Origin of the sequence: Pseudovibrio sp. JE062, from assembly GCF_000156235.1 — a bacterium.
In the GTDB taxonomy this organism is placed as follows: domain Bacteria; phylum Pseudomonadota; class Alphaproteobacteria; order Rhizobiales; family Stappiaceae; genus Pseudovibrio.
On sequence record NZ_DS996809.1, the window covers coordinates 391,361 to 407,670 of the forward strand.

At 54.7% G+C, this 16,310-nt stretch carries 15 protein-coding genes; 10 read left to right on the forward strand and 5 right to left on the reverse strand.

What is annotated here, in order from left to right; genetic code table 11:
- Nucleotides 1-17 precede the first annotated feature (17 nt).
- Nucleotides 18-650, reverse strand: coding sequence for a LysE family translocator (locus PJE062_RS14225; RefSeq protein WP_208982314.1), 633 nt, complete (start codon nt 648-650; stop codon nt 18-20).
- A 171-nt stretch (nt 651-821) separates the two neighbouring features.
- Here PJE062_RS14225 and PJE062_RS14230 point away from each other — a divergent pair, with 171 nt between their 5' ends.
- Nucleotides 822-1,487 carry a hypothetical protein gene (locus PJE062_RS14230; RefSeq protein ID WP_208982315.1) on the forward strand — a complete coding sequence of 222 codons (666 nt, stop codon included), beginning with the start codon at nt 822-824 and terminating at the stop codon, nt 1,485-1,487.
- A gap of 69 nt (nt 1,488-1,556) precedes the next feature.
- Here the strand turns inward: PJE062_RS14230 and PJE062_RS14235 are convergent, their stop codons facing one another.
- Both PJE062_RS14235 and PJE062_RS14240 read right to left on the reverse strand, forming a co-directional pair.
- Nucleotides 1,557-2,297, reverse strand: coding sequence for a class I SAM-dependent methyltransferase (locus PJE062_RS14235; RefSeq protein WP_008549567.1), 741 nt, complete (start codon nt 2,295-2,297; stop codon nt 1,557-1,559).
- Between the two features lie 27 nt (nt 2,298-2,324).
- Nucleotides 2,325-3,587 carry a DUF3419 family protein gene (locus tag PJE062_RS14240; RefSeq protein WP_008549894.1) on the reverse strand — a complete coding sequence of 421 codons (1,263 nt, stop codon included), beginning with the start codon at nt 3,585-3,587 and terminating at the stop codon, nt 2,325-2,327.
- Nucleotides 3,588-3,910: 323 nt separating this feature from the next.
- On the opposite strand from PJE062_RS14240, the gene PJE062_RS14245 reads away from it, so the two are divergent.
- From PJE062_RS14245 to PJE062_RS14265, 5 genes are all read left to right on the forward strand, one after another.
- A complete protein-coding gene (locus tag PJE062_RS14245) occupies nt 3,911-4,753 on the forward strand; it encodes a folate-binding protein YgfZ (protein ID WP_008549780.1) in 843 nt (280 codons plus the stop codon).
- Nucleotides 4,754-4,803: 50 nt separating this feature from the next.
- Nucleotides 4,804-5,445 carry a YfbR-like 5'-deoxynucleotidase gene (locus tag PJE062_RS14250; RefSeq protein WP_008549764.1) on the forward strand — a complete coding sequence of 214 codons (642 nt, stop codon included), beginning with the start codon at nt 4,804-4,806 and terminating at the stop codon, nt 5,443-5,445.
- Entirely contained in the window at nt 5,445-5,969 is a 525-nt protein-coding gene (locus tag PJE062_RS14255) for a tyrosine phosphatase family protein (protein ID WP_008549723.1), read from the forward strand. The genes PJE062_RS14250 and PJE062_RS14255 overlap by 1 nt, the downstream gene beginning before the upstream one ends.
- A 20-nt stretch (nt 5,970-5,989) precedes the next feature.
- Complete coding sequence (locus tag PJE062_RS14260) at nt 5,990-7,015, forward strand: NAD regulator (RefSeq protein WP_008549565.1); 1,026 nt, start codon at nt 5,990-5,992, stop codon at nt 7,013-7,015.
- 508 nt (nt 7,016-7,523) lie between these two features.
- Nucleotides 7,524-8,687: a cell wall hydrolase gene (locus PJE062_RS14265; protein ID WP_008549839.1), complete on the forward strand. Its 1,164-nt coding sequence runs from the start codon at nt 7,524-7,526 to the stop codon at nt 8,685-8,687.
- 166 nt (nt 8,688-8,853) lie between these two features.
- Here the strand turns inward: PJE062_RS14265 and PJE062_RS14270 are convergent, their stop codons facing one another.
- Complete coding sequence (locus tag PJE062_RS14270; RefSeq protein WP_008549687.1) at nt 8,854-9,873, reverse strand: MDR family oxidoreductase; 1,020 nt, start codon at nt 9,871-9,873, stop codon at nt 8,854-8,856.
- 107 nt (nt 9,874-9,980) lie between these two features.
- Nucleotides 9,981-11,243, reverse strand: coding sequence for an MFS transporter (locus PJE062_RS14275; RefSeq protein WP_008549943.1), 1,263 nt, complete (start codon nt 11,241-11,243; stop codon nt 9,981-9,983).
- 321 nt (nt 11,244-11,564) lie between these two features.
- Between PJE062_RS14275 and PJE062_RS14280 the strand changes: the two genes are divergently transcribed.
- From PJE062_RS14280 to nadC, 4 genes are all read left to right on the forward strand, one after another.
- On the forward strand, nt 11,565-12,257 hold the full coding sequence (locus PJE062_RS14280; protein WP_008549554.1) for a hypothetical protein: 693 nt from the start codon (nt 11,565-11,567) through the stop codon (nt 12,255-12,257).
- Between the two features lie 316 nt (nt 12,258-12,573).
- Complete coding sequence (gene nadA / locus PJE062_RS14285) at nt 12,574-13,695, forward strand: quinolinate synthase NadA (protein ID WP_008549924.1); 1,122 nt, start codon at nt 12,574-12,576, stop codon at nt 13,693-13,695.
- A gap of 106 nt (nt 13,696-13,801) precedes the next feature.
- Nucleotides 13,802-15,436: an L-aspartate oxidase gene (locus PJE062_RS14290; RefSeq protein ID WP_008549806.1), complete on the forward strand. Its 1,635-nt coding sequence runs from the start codon at nt 13,802-13,804 to the stop codon at nt 15,434-15,436.
- The gene (gene nadC / locus PJE062_RS14295; protein ID WP_008549510.1) at nt 15,433-16,296 is read left to right on the forward strand and encodes a carboxylating nicotinate-nucleotide diphosphorylase; all 864 of its coding nucleotides are present in this window, start codon (nt 15,433-15,435) and stop codon (nt 16,294-16,296) included. The genes PJE062_RS14290 and nadC overlap by 4 nt, the downstream gene beginning before the upstream one ends.
- Nucleotides 16,297-16,310 lie beyond the last annotated feature (14 nt).

Here is a 16,310-nt window from a genome sequence, read left to right on the forward strand (position 1 = left end):
GATTCATGGGGCCACGTTTAGCAAAACAACTCGTAACCGACCTTTGCCAGAATGATCGCGGCGAAGACGAGAAGAACGACGCCCGCGCCGTGATTGATGGCGGAGAGCCAGTTGTCATTCATGCGGTTGCGCAGCTTTGAGACCAGAGCGGACAGGCACGCCCACCACAAGAGCGCTCCACTCAGCACGCCAAGAACGAGCGCAAGCGCGCCGATGTAGTCGCCCTTTTCCGGAGCGTGTTCGCCCAGTGAGCCAAAGATCGCGATGAAGCCGAGGATGGCACCGGGATTGGTGACCGTCATGGCGAACGAGACGATCATTCCCCGCCATACGGTTGGACCACCATCGCTGCCGCCCTTCAGGTGCGGATGAGAGCGAAACACGACGACACCGAAGATGATCAGCAAGAGGCCGCCGATGGTCTGGATGTAGAACTCGTGTCTTTCGACAAACTCAGAGATGGCCGTCACACCGAAGGCCGCAGCGGTGGCGAATACGCCATCAGCAAGCACGGCACCGAAGCCAGCAATAAGGCCTGGCAGAAAGCCGTAGTGCACTGCCCTTCTGATCGCCAACACGTTTACAGGCCCAATCGGCGCGGACGTGATGAGCCCGATGATCATACCCGTAATGAAGAGTTCTATATTCAACGCTTTAATCCAAACTTCCAAACTGCGCAGAAGACCTGTCAGATCTTCCTATAAATTCTCTAAAGGCCCTCTAGCTTGTGCATAGGCATTCTGTCGTTTCTTCCTTGATTCCCTACAAGCCCTTAAACTAGGGGGCAAAACACAAGCCCCTCGTCCGTTTCGGAGCACTTCATGTATTTTCGCCTACTCATCATAGGGTTACTTTGCGCCTCAGCCCCGGCTATGGCTGCAACACAGGCAATCAAAACCGAAACGATTCGCATTCAGCGCCCCAAGGCTGAGCAATTTCCGCTGTTGGACGAAGATTTCAACAGAGATACCAGTCTTGAAGATGCGTTGGACAACGAGTTTGCTGAAGAACCTCCTCTGCCAAAACTGGAAGTCTTTTATGATGATACAGGATTGCCGGAGGCTGTGAAGGTGACGCGCGCGGCGCTGATCGAGATCGCCCGTAGTGGTGACGTTTCTGCGCTGGCACCGCTGTTTGCCAAGCAGGAGCAACCGCCGGAACTGTCGTTTACTCCAGTTCGTGACCCAGTTGGCTTTCTGAAGGACAGCTCTGGTGATGGTGAGGGGCACGAGATCCTTGCGATCCTTCTGGACATCGTCACAGCTGGTTACTTGCGGCTGAATGAGAGAACAGAGGAAGAGACGTATGTCTGGCCCTATTTTGCCCGGTATCCTTTGCACGACCTGACCCCTTCTCAAAAGGTTGAAATGTACCAAATCGTTACTGCAGCTGATTACTACGAGATGCTGGATTATGGCGCATGGACCTTCTATCGCCTAGGCATCTCCAAGAATGGCGACGTCCGCAGCTTTATTGCCGGAGACTAATGCTGTTGCGATGACTGTTTGATGAAAGCCCATCAGAGGTTCTGGTGGACTTTTTGTTTGCGCGGTTGATTATCCGGCCTTGCGGATTTCGCGATGGCTTTCGTTTTCCGCTTCCAACAGGTCCATCTGCTCCGGCTTTTCCATGAAGCGCGTGTAGAAGCTGCTGTCGAGCTCCGCGTAGTAGGCATAGCCACGATAGAGCGGCAGGAAGCGCAGTTTGGCGCGTTGATCCTGCGCGATATCATGCAGCACATCCTGCAGGTTTTCGCGCGGCAACACATGGAACTTGCCGAGCCACTTTTCCAACATCAGCTTGAACAGGCCGGGCAGGCGTTCCTGCTGACCGAAGTCCACCACTGAGAGCTGACCGCCTTTTGCAAGAAGCTTGGTGCCGTTGCGCAGAGCTTCTTCCCATGGTGGGATCATGGAGACGCAGTAGGAAAGAAACACGCGGTCGAACGTGTCGATGCCGAACTTCTCGAAAGGATCAAAGCTGGTTGCATCGCCTTGAGCTAGGTGGATACGATGAGACAGGTCGGCTTTGTGAATGTTTGCCTCTGCCGTCTTCAGCATTTGCGAGGAGATGTCGACGCCGAAGAACTGGCAGGTTGGATAGGCCCGTGCGGCTTCGATGAGGTTCCGCCCAGTGCCACAGCCCAGCTCCAACACCGTGCTGCCCCGCGGCGCTGAGAGGTGTTTGATGAGATGATCGCGGCCAAGAAGGTAATGCTTTCTGGTCAGATCATAAAAATGCCGTTGGTTCTTATAGATTTTATCCATCAGTGAGGCTGAGGACTTTTCGTTCGCCATTTCACTTCCCTCACATACTTATTCTTGTCAGTTATAGATGTAGAGGTGGAAACCACCGTAGATGGAGGAGCGATCCAGCTTGTTGAGGCGTGCGCTTTCCGCCGCCTCATAGGTCCACTGCCCCAGTATTCCGTCTTGCACCCGGCCCGGCAGAATGCTTGGCTCGCCAGCTGTCCTGAAGATGACGCGTGCGCCTGTTCTTGCCGTTCGGGATATTCCTGCCCATAGATCGTTCAGCTGCCTGTCTGTCATCCAGTCCTGCGCATCCAGCAGGACGTAGGCATCAAGGCTGTTTGCATCCTGATTATCCAGATGCTCTGTGAAAGACCGATTAACAACGCGCACGCGGGAGGCTCTTTTACGGATTTCCGGGAAGTGCTGCGGCTTCAGATAGGGCGGCAGAGGGCCGGAGGGACCGGTTCTGCCCCTGTTTTCTGACGGGGCATAGCCACGGGTGAAGGCTTGCCAGGCGAAGTAGTTCTCTTCCATGGGAAAGTCGCAGGCCAGCTTTTCCAGACGCTGTTTGAGCACTCCAGCCATGTTCCCTCCGCCCTCTGCTGCAAGGCTTTCATACTGCGCTGGTGGGATGCCGAGGCCGTAGAGCGACATCTTTTTGGAGGTTGCCCAGCGGATCAGGCGTTTGTCGAAGAGCGGGGCCAGCGTTTTATCAAAGTACGACCGCTGCTCTTTTACATTCTGCGTGTCTGCCATCCTGGTCAGGTCGACGCCGTAGACTTTCGCGATGAGATGGCCGAGACCGATGAAGTAGCCGAGCATGCCGTGGTGGTAGAGATCCCGCGAGAAGAGGGTGATCCGCTTGCGGCCCCAGGCGGTCATGTCCCTGCCCTCCCAGTAGGCCATGGTTTCGGGATCGATGGCGGGTTTCAGATACTTTTCATAGGCCGCGATGTTTGCCTTTTCATCTGCTTCACCAAAGAAGCGGTAGAAGGTGGCGTAGTCGGGGAACTCCTGAAGGGCGGTGAGCTTGAGGCGGTTCAAGGCGACATGGGCGCGGTTGAGATCGACAGCAGTGATCTGCTGCGGATTGGCTGTGAGGTAGGACATGACATTGCAGCCACCCGAGGCGATGGTAACCATTCTGGAGTCGGGCTTTAACTGCAGGGCCTGCATGTCCACCTCCGGATCCTCCCAGATTTGCGGGTAGACCAGCCCCTTAAAAGCAAAAGTGAACAGGCGTTCCAGCACGCCTTCCATGGAGATCAGCTTTGAGCGATGTACTGCACGATCCAAACGTTTCTTTGACTGCCTGATAGTTGATGTCACGTGCATCTCCAGAATCAAGAACTGAAATCAATGTGCAGCAAGAGTTAGTTCACGCAGACGACAGTTTTGCGACGTCAAAACATCACGGATATTTGCAGAAACTCGCCATAAATCTAGGATTCCTGGATTGCTCGGATAAACACCTCAAGGCCTTTAGTTTTCTCTTTACCAGCCTTATCTTTTCAGAAAACATCGTTGCAAAGATACCTAGAGACGCGTCCGCTTCAGGGGCCGGTTCACCCACAGAAACAATTCTTTTTCCGTGGTGTGAGGCTGGCGGATGGGTTATGAAACACTCTTGTTGTTTTATTCATTGGAAGGACAGGCCCATGGCATCTGAACGCACCATTCTCACTTCGCGTAGGCTCGTGAAGGTTTTTGGCGATGATGCCAAGGAGTTCCTCCAAAATCTCGTCAGCTGTGACGTGAGCGAACTCAGCGCGACCTCCAGTGCATTTGGCGCTTTGCTGACACCGCAGGGCAAGATCCTCTGGGACTTTTTTGTGTTTGCGGATGAGAGCACGGATGGCTTCCTGATTGACGTGAGTGCTGATGAGCTGGATGCGTTTGCCAAGCGCCTCGCCTTCTACAAGCTGCGCGCCAAAGTGACTGTTGAGCCTGCTGATGAGGCCGTTCATGTGGTCGCTGAGTGGGGCGACGATCTGCCTTCAGACAAACCGCAGGATCCGCGCCTTGCAGAGATGGGCCTGCGTTACATCGTGACTGGTGAGGTAGAAGAGACGGCCTCTGAGGCTGATTATCATGCGCACCGGATTGGTCTTGGCATTCCGCAAAGTGGACAGGATTTCCAGCTGGCTGATGTGTTCCCGCATGATACGGACATGGACAGCCTGAATGGTGTCGCCTTCTCCAAGGGCTGCTTTATCGGGCAGGAAGTTGTTTCCCGCATGAAGCACCGTGGTACTGCCCGTAAGCGCGTCATCAAGGTTTCCGCAGACAGTGATCTTCCGGCCACCGGTAGCGATATTCTGGCAGGTGAGAAGAGCGTGGGATCGCTGGGTTCTTCTGCTGGCGGTGCAGGGCTGGCGATGTTGCGTCTGGACCGCGCGAAGGCGGCGATGGATGCGGGTGTGCCGCTGATGTGTGAGGGCGTTACGCTTTCCCCTTCCATTCAGGCGTGGGCAACCTTCAACTGGCCTTCATCTGACTAAGAGATATTGCTAGAAACCTAGATACCTCCGACGACTGGCTTGATTGACATATGTGTGCAGAGCTTTCCTCATCTTCTCCCCGTGCCTGGCAACGGATGCTTTCTGGCCGGAGACTGAATCTCCTCGATCCTTCGCCGCTGGATGTGGAACTCTCTGACATAGCTCATGGGTTGGCCCGTGTGGCTCGGTGGAATGGGCAGACGATCGGCGACCATGCCTTCTCCGTTGCACAGCACTGTGTGGTGGTGGAAGAGATTGCACTGATGCTGAAGCCTGATCTGGACATTCAATGGCGCATGGCGATCCTGCTGCATGATGCACCGGAGTATGTGATCGGCGATATGATCTCCCCCTTCAAGAACGTGATGGGTGGCACCTACAAGGCGGTTGAAGAGCGGCTACATCATGCCATTCATCGGGCCTTTGATTTGCCTGCTGATCTACCAGCCAGCATAGCCAAGCTTGCTAAGAAGGCTGATATCATCAGCGCTTATCTGGAGGCGATCCATCTGGCGGGGTTCAGCAAGGAAGAGGCTGACAAGATTTTCGGAAAGCCTGCCAAAGTGAGCGCCGCACAGCTGGACGTGCTGGCGGAGAGCATCACGCCTTTGCCGACCAAAGATGCGCAGGAGGCTTTTCTTGCGCGGTTTGCTGAGCTGAATGAAGCTCGCAAAGCTGTCGGAGGTCGCTGATGCTGCATGTGTGTCCCCTTTCCAAGCTGGAAGACACATTGCATGTTGCAGCACCGACTCATGTGCTTTCTCTCGTTTCCCCGGGCACCGAGGTGGTTTTGCCGGTTGAGCCAAAGCCAGCACATCATCTGGTTTTGGAGTTCAATGACATTGCAGAGGAACGCGATGGGCTGATTGCACCTCAGATGGAGCATGTGGAGCGCTTGCTGGCCTTTGCAGAGCAGGCTCAAGCAAATGGTTCCTTACTGGTGCATTGCTGGGCTGGGGTGAGCCGGTCGACAGCTGCTGCCTACATCATCACCTGTGCAGCATTGCCGGAGGCTGATGAGCGCGCATTGGCGCAGCATTTGCGCAAGGTTTCTCCTGTAGCGACACCCAATCCGTTGCTTATCTCCTTGGCAGACACTCTTTTGCAGCGAAATGGGCGCATGATACAATCTATCAAAGAGATTGGCCGCGGAGCGGAAACCTTTGAGGGCAACCAGTTCTGCCTTGAACCAGCTGCCCTTGCTGAACTTGCCTAATGAACACGGAGCAGACTTTGATGAGCAATGCGATGGAAACAGGAGATGCAGCCCGCCCGGGTGCTGGCATGGAGCCTGTTCAGCTTGGCATTGGTCTGAATGCTGTCATCGTTTCCGTGAAAGACAAAGTCCCATTCGTTCTAACGGTGCCGCAGAAAGTGCAGGACGAACGTTCCGGTTTACCTTCTGGTCCGTTTGATCCACGGGTTCACCGCACCTTTGAACTGGGTCTGCGGGCTTTTGTTGAGGAGCAGACGGCTCTTCATATTGGTCACGTTGAGCAGCTTTATACATTTGGAGACCGGGGACGTTACTCACTGGCAAAAGCGGGTGAGCCGCATATGGTCTCCGTTGGCTATCTGGCTTTGACACGGCAAACACCTGGTTCGGAGAAGCTGCTGGCCAAGCAAGGGGCGCGGTGGCGCCCTTGGTATGACTTCTTTCCATGGGAAGACTGGCGCGGTGGGCAACCGAAGATGCTGGAGGAGATCATCCACCCCAGCATGGAAGCCTTCAGTAAGGCACCGGATGATGATGCCCGCACCTATCAGGAACTGAGCCGGAAAGATCGCTATCAGCTGGCGTTTGGTGTTGGCTCGCTGAAATGGGATGAGGAGCGCGTGCTGGATCGCTATGAGCTGCTTTACGGCTCCGGGCTGATCTATGAAGCCCTGCGTGACAAACAACCGACAGCATTAGAGCGTGGCACCCTGCCCGACCTTGGTGAAGGCCTTGCTCATGACCATCGGCGCATTCTGGCAACGGCCCTTTCCCGTTTGCGTGCCAAGCTGAAGTATCGTCCGGTTGTTTTCGAGCTGATGCCGCCGGAGTTCACGCTGACTGATTTGCAGCAGACTGTAGAGGCGATTTCCGGCCGGCATTTGCATAAACAGAACTTCCGCCGACTTGTTGAAACAGGACAACTGGTTGAGCAAACTGGAGGAACTTCAACTGCTACGGGCGGACGTCCGGCAGCACTTTACAGGTTCCGGCGAGACATTTTGAAGGAGCGCCCTGCTCCCGGTTTGCGGGTCAGCTTGCTCTGATTCACATTTTTGCCTTAAATGACGTTACGTTATCTACAATTTTTTTGAATTTTTTCTCGGCAGAATTTCATAGGAAAAACGGAGTTGTGGATTCAACGAGAGGCCTTATGGTTAATCTTGTTAAGATTTTGATTGTGTTGATATCCTACAGCCGATCCAAGATATCACAGGTGTCATTTTCTGCATGACGCCTTTTGTTTCCTATGATTTTTGGCCCGCTGAAAAATCCACCCAGACATGAAATAGCCCTAGTTTTTTGGTGAGTACTGCCCCTGCATATTAACCATATGCTGACTGTCAGCGGCGTGAACTGTGGCAGAATAACTGGGGTTTTGGCGGGCTTAACTTTATATCAAGGTTAAAAGCGAAAAATGCGCTCATCCGGAAAATTGACGGGTGGGAGTGATTTTATCGGGCTTCTTCATCCTGTCGATCTCAGAGTTTGGGGTTCCCTTTTCAGGGACTGAGAAGCGCTGAGTTTTGGGCGTTGATTTGGAGTAGATTGCGTATGTCGGGCCATGGGATGAAGAAGAATGAAGGACGCCGTGCTGTCCTCATGTACTTTAAGTACCCTATTCTAGCTGCAGGGCTTGCAGTTGGAACCTTTGCTGCATCTCCAGTTGCGTTGCAGGATATTCCGGCACTTACCGGAACCCTCGACGAAGATACACCGCGGTGGCTTCAGTCTGTTTCTGCAGGAGACAGCCAGAAGTTCGCGAAGTACTTCGTGCCTGCTGAGGAGAAAGCACCGCAACGTTATGCGGTGAACCGCACCGGCAAGGGTGATATGCAAATCACCAACCTGCCGAGCCGCGTTGTTGCCTTCATCCAGAACGCAGGTAAACCAAAAAGCACGGATCGATTTGTTTCCCAGCTTCCTCAGATGGCCTTCAACGGTCATTATGGCGGGGATGCGCTGGCAGGTCTTCCTGAACAGGATCAGACCGACAACTCTCCACTTGGCAAAGCCGCGCGCCGGGCTGCACTGGCAGCGCGCAAGCAGATTGCGATGGCCAAGGCCGCTCCGAAGCAGCCTGAGACGCTTTCCATTGCCAAGCAGAATGAAATTGCGCTGGCAACCGCTTATGCGCCAGCAACACCGCAGACAGACAAAGCTCCGTTTGATGCGCTGCTGAACAAGCCGCAGGTGTCCATTACGCCTTCCGGCAAGCCGCAGCTTTCTGACAAGGAGCTGGCGTCTTACTCCGAGACCAATCCGCACTGGTGGTACATGCGCCAGCTGCCGAGCTCGGTGAAGAACTCCAAGACCGAAATGCGCTGTCTGGCGGAAGCGATTTACTTTGAAGCCCGCAGTGAGCCGCGTGACGGCCAGATTGCGGTGGCACAGGTTGTTCTCAACCGTCTGAAGAACCCTGCTTACCCGAACACGGTTTGTGGTGTGGTTTATCAGAACAAGAGCATGAAGAACGCTTGTCAGTTCTCCTTTGCCTGTGACGGCATTCCTGAGCGCGTGACTGAGGCTGGCCCATGGGCCAAAGCGAAGAAGATCGCGCAGCAGATCGTGAATGGTGAAGTGAGCATCCCAGCCGTGGATGCGTCTACCCACTATCATGCGACTTATGTTCGTCCGAACTGGGCTCCAACCATGCAGCGTAAAAAGCGCATTGGTAAGCACATCTTTTACAAGACCTACAAAGGCGGGTGGAGCTAATCCCCTCCTCTTGGTCTTGATAAGTTTGGTAGCCTGACCGCACCAATTAAAAACCCCGCATCAGCAACCACTGATGCGGGGTTTCTCTTTGCTTCAAGCTCTTGTATTTGCGTATTTTTATCCGAAAACCGGTCCCCACTTTTCGGCGATACGCAGCGATTGAACGCTATTCGACTTCCACGATGGTACGACCGCGGACTTGCCCTTTGAGCAGCTTGGCGGCGCGTTCTTCAACGTCTGCCAGCTTGATTGTCTCGGAAAGGGTGTCCAGCTTGGTCAGGTCGAGATCCTGCACCAGACGGCGATAAGCTTGCTCCCGCAGAGCCATTGGCGCCATCACGGAATCCACGCCCAGCAGCGCGACACCGCGCAGGATGAACGGCATAACGGATGCTGGCAGATCCATGCCCTGTGCCAGACCGCAGGCTGCAACTGCACCGCCATAGTTGGTCTGCGCCAGCAGGTTTGCCAGTGTGTGGCTGCCAGCTACATCAACTGCGCCTGCCCAGCGTTCTTTGCCGAATGGCTTGCCCTTCTCCACCAGCTCGGCACGGTCGAGCACTTGCGTTGCGCCGAGGCCTTTGAGGAAATCGGCTTCTTCTGTGCGGCCGGTGAAGGCGATAGTTTCAAAACCGAGCTTGGACAGCAGGCTGATGGCAACAGAGCCAACGCCGCCGGATGCACCGGAGACAGCGATCGGGCCGTGGTCAGGTGTGAGGCCGTATTTCTCCAGCGCCATCACGCAGAGCATGGCTGTGTAGCCAGCGGTGCCGATTGCAGCGGCGCGGGCGGCGGAAAGTTCCTCCGGGCGGTGCAGCAGCCATTCTGACTTCAGGCGGGCGACCTGTGCGTAGGCACCAGTGTGGACTTCGCCAACGCCATAGCCGTTGAGGATGACCTGATCGCCCGGTTTAAAACGATCGCTTTCACTGGTGAGCACTTCGCCAACCACATCGATGCCCGGCACCATCGGGAATTTGCGGGTGATGCCCGGTGCGCCTGCCAGTGCCAGACCATCCTTGTAGTTGATGGTGGTGTGCGTGACTTTGACTGTCACGTCGCCTTCAGAGAGCTGGTCAACAGTGACCTTGTTCCACTTGGCAGGCAGCGGTTTACGACCGCTTTCGTCTGCTTCAATCCAGAGGGCATCAAACTCGCTCATGGCCAATCCTTCTCGCCAAATCATGTTGCATGAAAGCTGGCAGAAGGAGGGCCATAAGGCAAGAAAATAACGCTAGGCAATATTGCGGTGTAACACGCTGAGAAACCTAGCTAGTTCGACTAATGGGGGCCTTACGCAGGCTTGGCGACAAGTCGCCCTGCGGTGGCGGATTGTTCACGGATTGGCCAATGCACGATTGCCGCGAAAATGCCCAATGCAATTCCCAACCACCAGATGGCATCGTAGTTGCCGCTTTGCTCATAAAGCACACCGCCCAGATAGACGCCCAGGAAGGAGCCGATCTGGTGGGAGAAGAACACGATGCCGAACAGGGTTGCCATGTAGCGTGGGCCGAACATCACTGCCACAAGGCCAGATGTAGGTGGCACGGTGGAGAGCCACAGAATACCCATGGTGGCTGCGAAGATCAGCGTCGACATCTCGGAGATCGGCAGGGTGATGTAGAGCGTGATGGCGATGGCGCGGGCCAGATAGATGAAGGAGAGCAGATATTGCTTCGGGAAGCGTGCACCCAGAATGCCTGAGGACATGGAGCCCACGATGTTGAACAGGCCGATCAGTGCCAGTGCCCATGCGCCGACAGAAACATCAAAGCCCTGATCCACGATGAAGGTTGGCATATGCACGGTGATGAAGGCCACGTGGAAACCGCAGACGAAGAAGCCGAAAACCAGCAGGATGTAGTCTCTGGTTTTAAAGGCCAGACCCAAGGTCTGAGACAGGGTCAGGTTATCCTGCGGGTTTGCGGAGCTGCCAGCAGCAGGGGCAGCGGAGCGTCCGCGCAGGATGTAGGCGAAGAGCGGTACGATAGCGATGAGTACCGCCATATAGACCAATGCACTTGACCATCCGAAGTTTTCAATCAGACCAAGGCCAAGTGGCGCAAAGAGGAACTGACCGAAGGAGCTTGCTGCTGTGCCCATACCAAAGGCAATGCCGTGGTACTTGGGCTGAACCGAGCGCGCGAAGGCTGCCAGCACCAGAGAGAACGAGGTGAAGGCAACCCCAAGGCCGATAAGGACACCGGCAGACACCTGCAGCAGGAGCGGCGTGTCTGACAGGCTCATGAGGTAGAGGCCAATGGCGTAGATGATCGCGCCAAGCACCAGTGTTCTACCAGTGCCGAACTTGTCTGCCATCATACCAGCGAAAGGCTGCGCTGCTCCCCAAATCAAGTTCTGAAGCGCCAAAGCAAAAGCGAAGACATCCCTGCCCCAGCCGAACTCAGAGGACATAGGTGTCAGAAACAGGCCCAGTGTCGCGCGCGGTCCAAAGGACAGAATCCCGATGATACATCCGCTGATGATGATGAGCGGGACGTTTGGTCCACGTCGGACAGAGGCGTTGGTGCCAGCTTGGGTCGCTTGGGACATTGCAGCTTCCTTTCCTGCCTCCAGACGGGTGTACGACTGGTTGCCGGATCAATGAGGTCGGTATTTTCGCTGAGCAGCGGGGGAGTAATCAGGTGTAATCCAAAATCACACTCTGCAATAATTGAAATTACTTAGGTCATCCATCAGTAATTGGAATGAGTTTTTGACCCTAAGGTATTTTAGCGAGATACAACCACAGATGTAAACAAGCGCATATGTGAGAATACTAATATATTTCAATTTCCTAGCGAAACTCGCAGAGACGCTTGACTTTGATTTGGCTCCTGACCTAATTCCCCCATCTACATTTAGGGGCCGACCATGACCTACTCATTTTCTTTCGGAAAAACACTCGCAGCAGGCCTGCTTGCTTTTGCTGTAAGCGCACCTCTGGCTGCATCTGCTCAGGACGATGTTCAGAGCCAGGAAGAGCTGACCGCACGCGTTGAAAAGCATGCACCATCCAAAGAGCTTTACATCAAGGACCGTCCGATCCTTGGCTGGAAGATCACTGGTAACAAGCTGGCTGACCTGCCAGAAGCGATCCGCGGCCCTTTGGGCTCTGTTGATTCCACCAGCTACGACGATGCTTACATCGCGAAGAATGTTGGCTCTGTTGTTGCGCTGCAGATGAGCAAGACCGGCCCTGATTTTTACGTGATCGGCAAAGAGACCTTCGATTCCAAGTATGAAATAGTTGGTCTGGAAGAAGTTGCTGCGAAGAACACCCGCCTTGTGAAGCGTCTGGACATGGCTCCGGAAGTGCTGGCACTGTTTAACGCAAAAGACGCTGGCCTGACCGGTGCGCTGAAGACTGTTCCTGTTGAGATGGTTCGTATGTCCGCGATTGGTTATGAGCCAGCTGCTGAAGTGACCATCCAGTCTCCATGGGGCACTCAGACCAAGCCTGCTGATCAGGATGGTTTCCTCGTGTTCGACACCGGCGAAAACCAGTACTACATGGTCAATCAGGGCGCTGATGGCAATCCATCCAGCTATGTCCCTGCCAAGTAAGAGCAGTCCCCTGCTCTAACGTGCATTTTAAAGCCCGGCGGTTCTTGCAAAAGAGCAGAACTGCCGGGCTTTTGTTGTTTGTACCCTGCAAATTTAACAAATTAAGTGGCTATTTTGTAAGCTTATTTCCAGCTTAAACGCAGGGACCATATGCATTCGGCAAAAGAATAGGTTGTCGTTGGTGGGCAAGAGGTCTATAAAAACTCAAAATGAGCATAAGGGTTAGCATCGGCTTTCTAGCCGTGTTTTTTTATAGACCCCTTATACTCATACTGAGTATAATCCGGCTAAAGACCGGCAGAACAAGGGATAGCGCATGTCCGCCACGACTTCATTCGCTGAAACAGACAGCCTTGCTGTCAAAGACATTGCTGCCGGCATTGATGGTGCTGCTGTTCAGGCTGGCATGCCAGCAAGCGAGCGCTATGCGCCCTTAGAACGTCCAGACCTTGCCTATACTCCTGAAGTGGCTGCAGCGACCGCTGAAGCCTATGAGAAGGTGAAGGACTTTATTCCAGCCATCGAATGGGCTGCGCTTGCACCGCTCATCTTTGCGATCAACAAGGTGAAGAAAGAGCGCAACGCTGTCATTCTGGCGCACAACTACATGACACCGGACATCTTCCACGGTGTGGCTGACATTGTTGGCGACAGCCTGCAGCTGGCGAAAGAAGCTGCAAAGACTGAGTCTCAGGTTATTGTTCAGTGCGGCGTGCACTTTATGGCAGAGACCTCCAAGATCCTCTCCCCTGAGAAAACCGTTTTGATCCCGGATATGGATGCGGGTTGCTCGCTTGCTGAATCCATCACCGGTGCAGATGTGCGCAAGCTGCGCGAAGCCAATCCGGGCGTTCCGATCATCACCTATGTGAACACCTCTGCTGATGTGAAGGCTGAGTGCGATATCTGCTGCACCTCTTCCAACGCTGTTCAGGTTGTTGAGGCCATGGGCACGGACAAGGTTCTGCTGATCCCGGATCAGTATCTTGCTGCCAACGTGAACAATCAGACTGATGTTGACGTGCTGACTTATGCAGGGTCCTGCGAGGTGCATGAGCGCTTTACGGCTGATGAGCTGCGCGACTACCGCGCGATTGATCCGGACGTGAAGATCATCGCACACCCAGAATGTCCGCCGGAAGTTGTGGCTGAAGCTGACTTTGCAGGTTCCACCTCGCACATGATCGACTGGGTGAAGGACAACAGCCCTGAGAAGGTGATGATGATCACCGAGTGCTCCATGGCAGACAATGTGGCCGCGTCCACTCCGGGCGTAAATTACATTCGCCCGTGCAACCTGTGCCCACACATGAAGCGCATCACCCTGACCAAGATTTTGGATTGTCTGCTCGACATGTCCGGTGAGGTGATTGTTGATGAAAGTGTGGCCGATCGCGCCCGCGCCTCCGTAGAACGCATGATCAACTTGAAGAACTAGAGGCTTTCGTGTAGCTGGCTTATTGAAAATCTTCAGTGCACCCTGCTGCCTTTAACGGCAGCGGGCCTTTTAGATCAGGTCCCCATAGTCTGGAATAATCTCTGAAATGTCTCAGTTCGGTTCTTCTCTCGCCCCTGCTGTTGCTCTGAACGGCGTGGATGATGTTGTTATCTTAGGTGGTGGCCTTGCTGGCCTGTTTTGTGCGCTTAAACTTGCGCCGCGGCCAGTGACCATTGTGACCAACGCTCCAATCGGCGGCGGCACATCTTCTGCGTGGGCTCAAGGTGGCATTGCTGCTGCTGTGGCTGAGGGTGACCACCACTCTGCCCACACACAGGACACGCTGACTGCCGGTGATGGCATCTGCGAAGAAGCTGTTGTTGAAGGCATGACCCGTGAAGCGTCTGACCGTATTCACGATCTGCTGGATTATGGCGTTCCGTTTGATAAAGACCTTGCAGGCAAGCTGGCGCTTTCCCGCGAAGCTGCTCACTCCAGCCACCGTGTTGTGCGTGTGCGCGGCGACATGGCTGGTGAAGCGATCATGCAGGCGCTTGTTGATGCGGCTTACAAGACACCGTCTATCCGCATCATCGAAGGTTACATTGGCTGTCAGCTGATCACCGAAGGTCGTTATGTAACCGGCATCACCGCCCGTCGTCGTGGCGGTACGCAGCGCATCACCATTCCGGCAAAGGCTGTTGTGCTGGCATCCGGCGGTGTTGGCCATCTTTATTCCACCACCACCAATCCGGGTGAGGCAAACGGTCATGGTCTTGCCATGGCGGCCCGTGCCGGTGCACTGGTTTCTGATGCTGAGTTTGTTCAGTTCCACCCAACCGCTCTGGATGTTGATCTGGATCCTGCCCCGCTTGCCAGTGAGGCAATCCGCGGTGATGGCGCGATCCTCGTCAACAACGATGGCCGCCGCTTTATGGAAGGCCTTCATCCGGATCTGGAACTGGCACCACGTGATATTGTGGCTCGTGCGATCCACACAGAGATTGCTGCTGGTCGCGGTGCGTTCCTTGATTGCCGCGAAGCTATCGGCGCAAGCTTCACTGAGCATTTCACCCGCGTTTATGCAGCTTGTCAGAAAGCTGGCATTGATCCGATCAACGGTCTGATCCCGGTTGCTCCAGCTGCGCACTACCACATGGGCGGTGTGCTGACGGATGCCTCTGGCCGCACCTCCGTTGACAACCTATGGGCTGCTGGTGAAGTTGCTGCGACAGGCGCACATGGTGCAAACCGTCTTGCCTCCAACTCTCTGCTGGAAGCTGTTGTGTTTGCCGCGCGCATTGCAGAAGACATTCAGGCGCTCATGCCACATCACCGCGTCCATGCCTGGGCGGAGATTGATGACAGCGAAGATCAGGCATCCAAGCGCAATCCTCAGGAGCGTGCAGTGGTGTCTCTGGTTCGCTCTCTTATGTCCCGCAATGTTGGTGTTGTGCGTGATGCGGAAGGCCTGACCACAACGCTTGCCCGCCTGCACAATGCCGAGAAGCTGTGTCGTCGTGACTCCATCCTCAACATGGTGATTGCGGCCAAGCTGATTACTGGCTCTGCTCTGCTTCGTAAAGAAAGCCGTGGCGGACACTACCGCTCTGACTTCCCACAGAAGGCAGAGGCTGCCAAGCGCTCTTATGTGAAGCTTGCTCAGATCGAGAAACTTGCTGCTGATGCTGTGGCCAGCGACCTTGGCAAGAAGGCTGTTGCAGAGGAAGACATGCTATGAGCGTTTCTACCTTACCTGAACTCTCCCTGATCATGGTCGATGACGCTGTTAAGGCCGCTTTGCTGGAAGATTTTGGCCGCGCAGGTGACATCACCTCGCAAGCGACCATTCCGGCTGAGGCCATGGCGACTGGTGTTATCGCGGCTCGTAAAGACGGCGTGCTGGCTGGCATTGATCTGGCTCTTTCTGCATTTCGTCAGGTGGACCCGAACCTCAATGTTACCGTGCTGGCGCAGGACGGGGATAAGTTAGTGCCGGGCACCATCATTGCCCGCATTCATGGTCCTGCTCGTGCGCTTTTGACAGCTGAGCGTGTGGCGCTGAACTTTTTGAGCCACCTTTCCGGCATAGCAACGGCCACAAACGCATTTCAACGCAAAATTTCGCATACCAACGCAACGATTGTGTGCACCCGAAAAACCACTCCGGGTCTGCGTAGCTTTGAGAAGTATGCGGTGCGGTGTGGCGGCGGTATGAACCACCGTTTCGGTCTGGATGATGCGATCTTGATCAAGGACAATCACATCGCGGTTGCTGGCGGTGTTACTCCCGCAATTGAGAGCGCACGTGCCTTTGCTGGCCACCTTGTGCGCATCGAGGTTGAGGTGGATACGCTGGAGCAGCTGAAGGAAGCCCTGACAGCCAAACCTGATGTGGTGATGTTGGACAATATGGGCCCTGATCTGCTGAAACAGGCCGTTGAGATCAACAATGGTCAGGCTGTGCTGGAAGCGTCTGGAACAGTTACGCTTTCTACCGTTCAGGAGATCGCCGAGGCTGGCGTTGATATCATCTCTTCCGGCTGGATTACGCACTCTGCGCCTATTTTGGATCTGGGTCTCGATATCGAGATTGGTTAGAGCGCCAGAGCGTT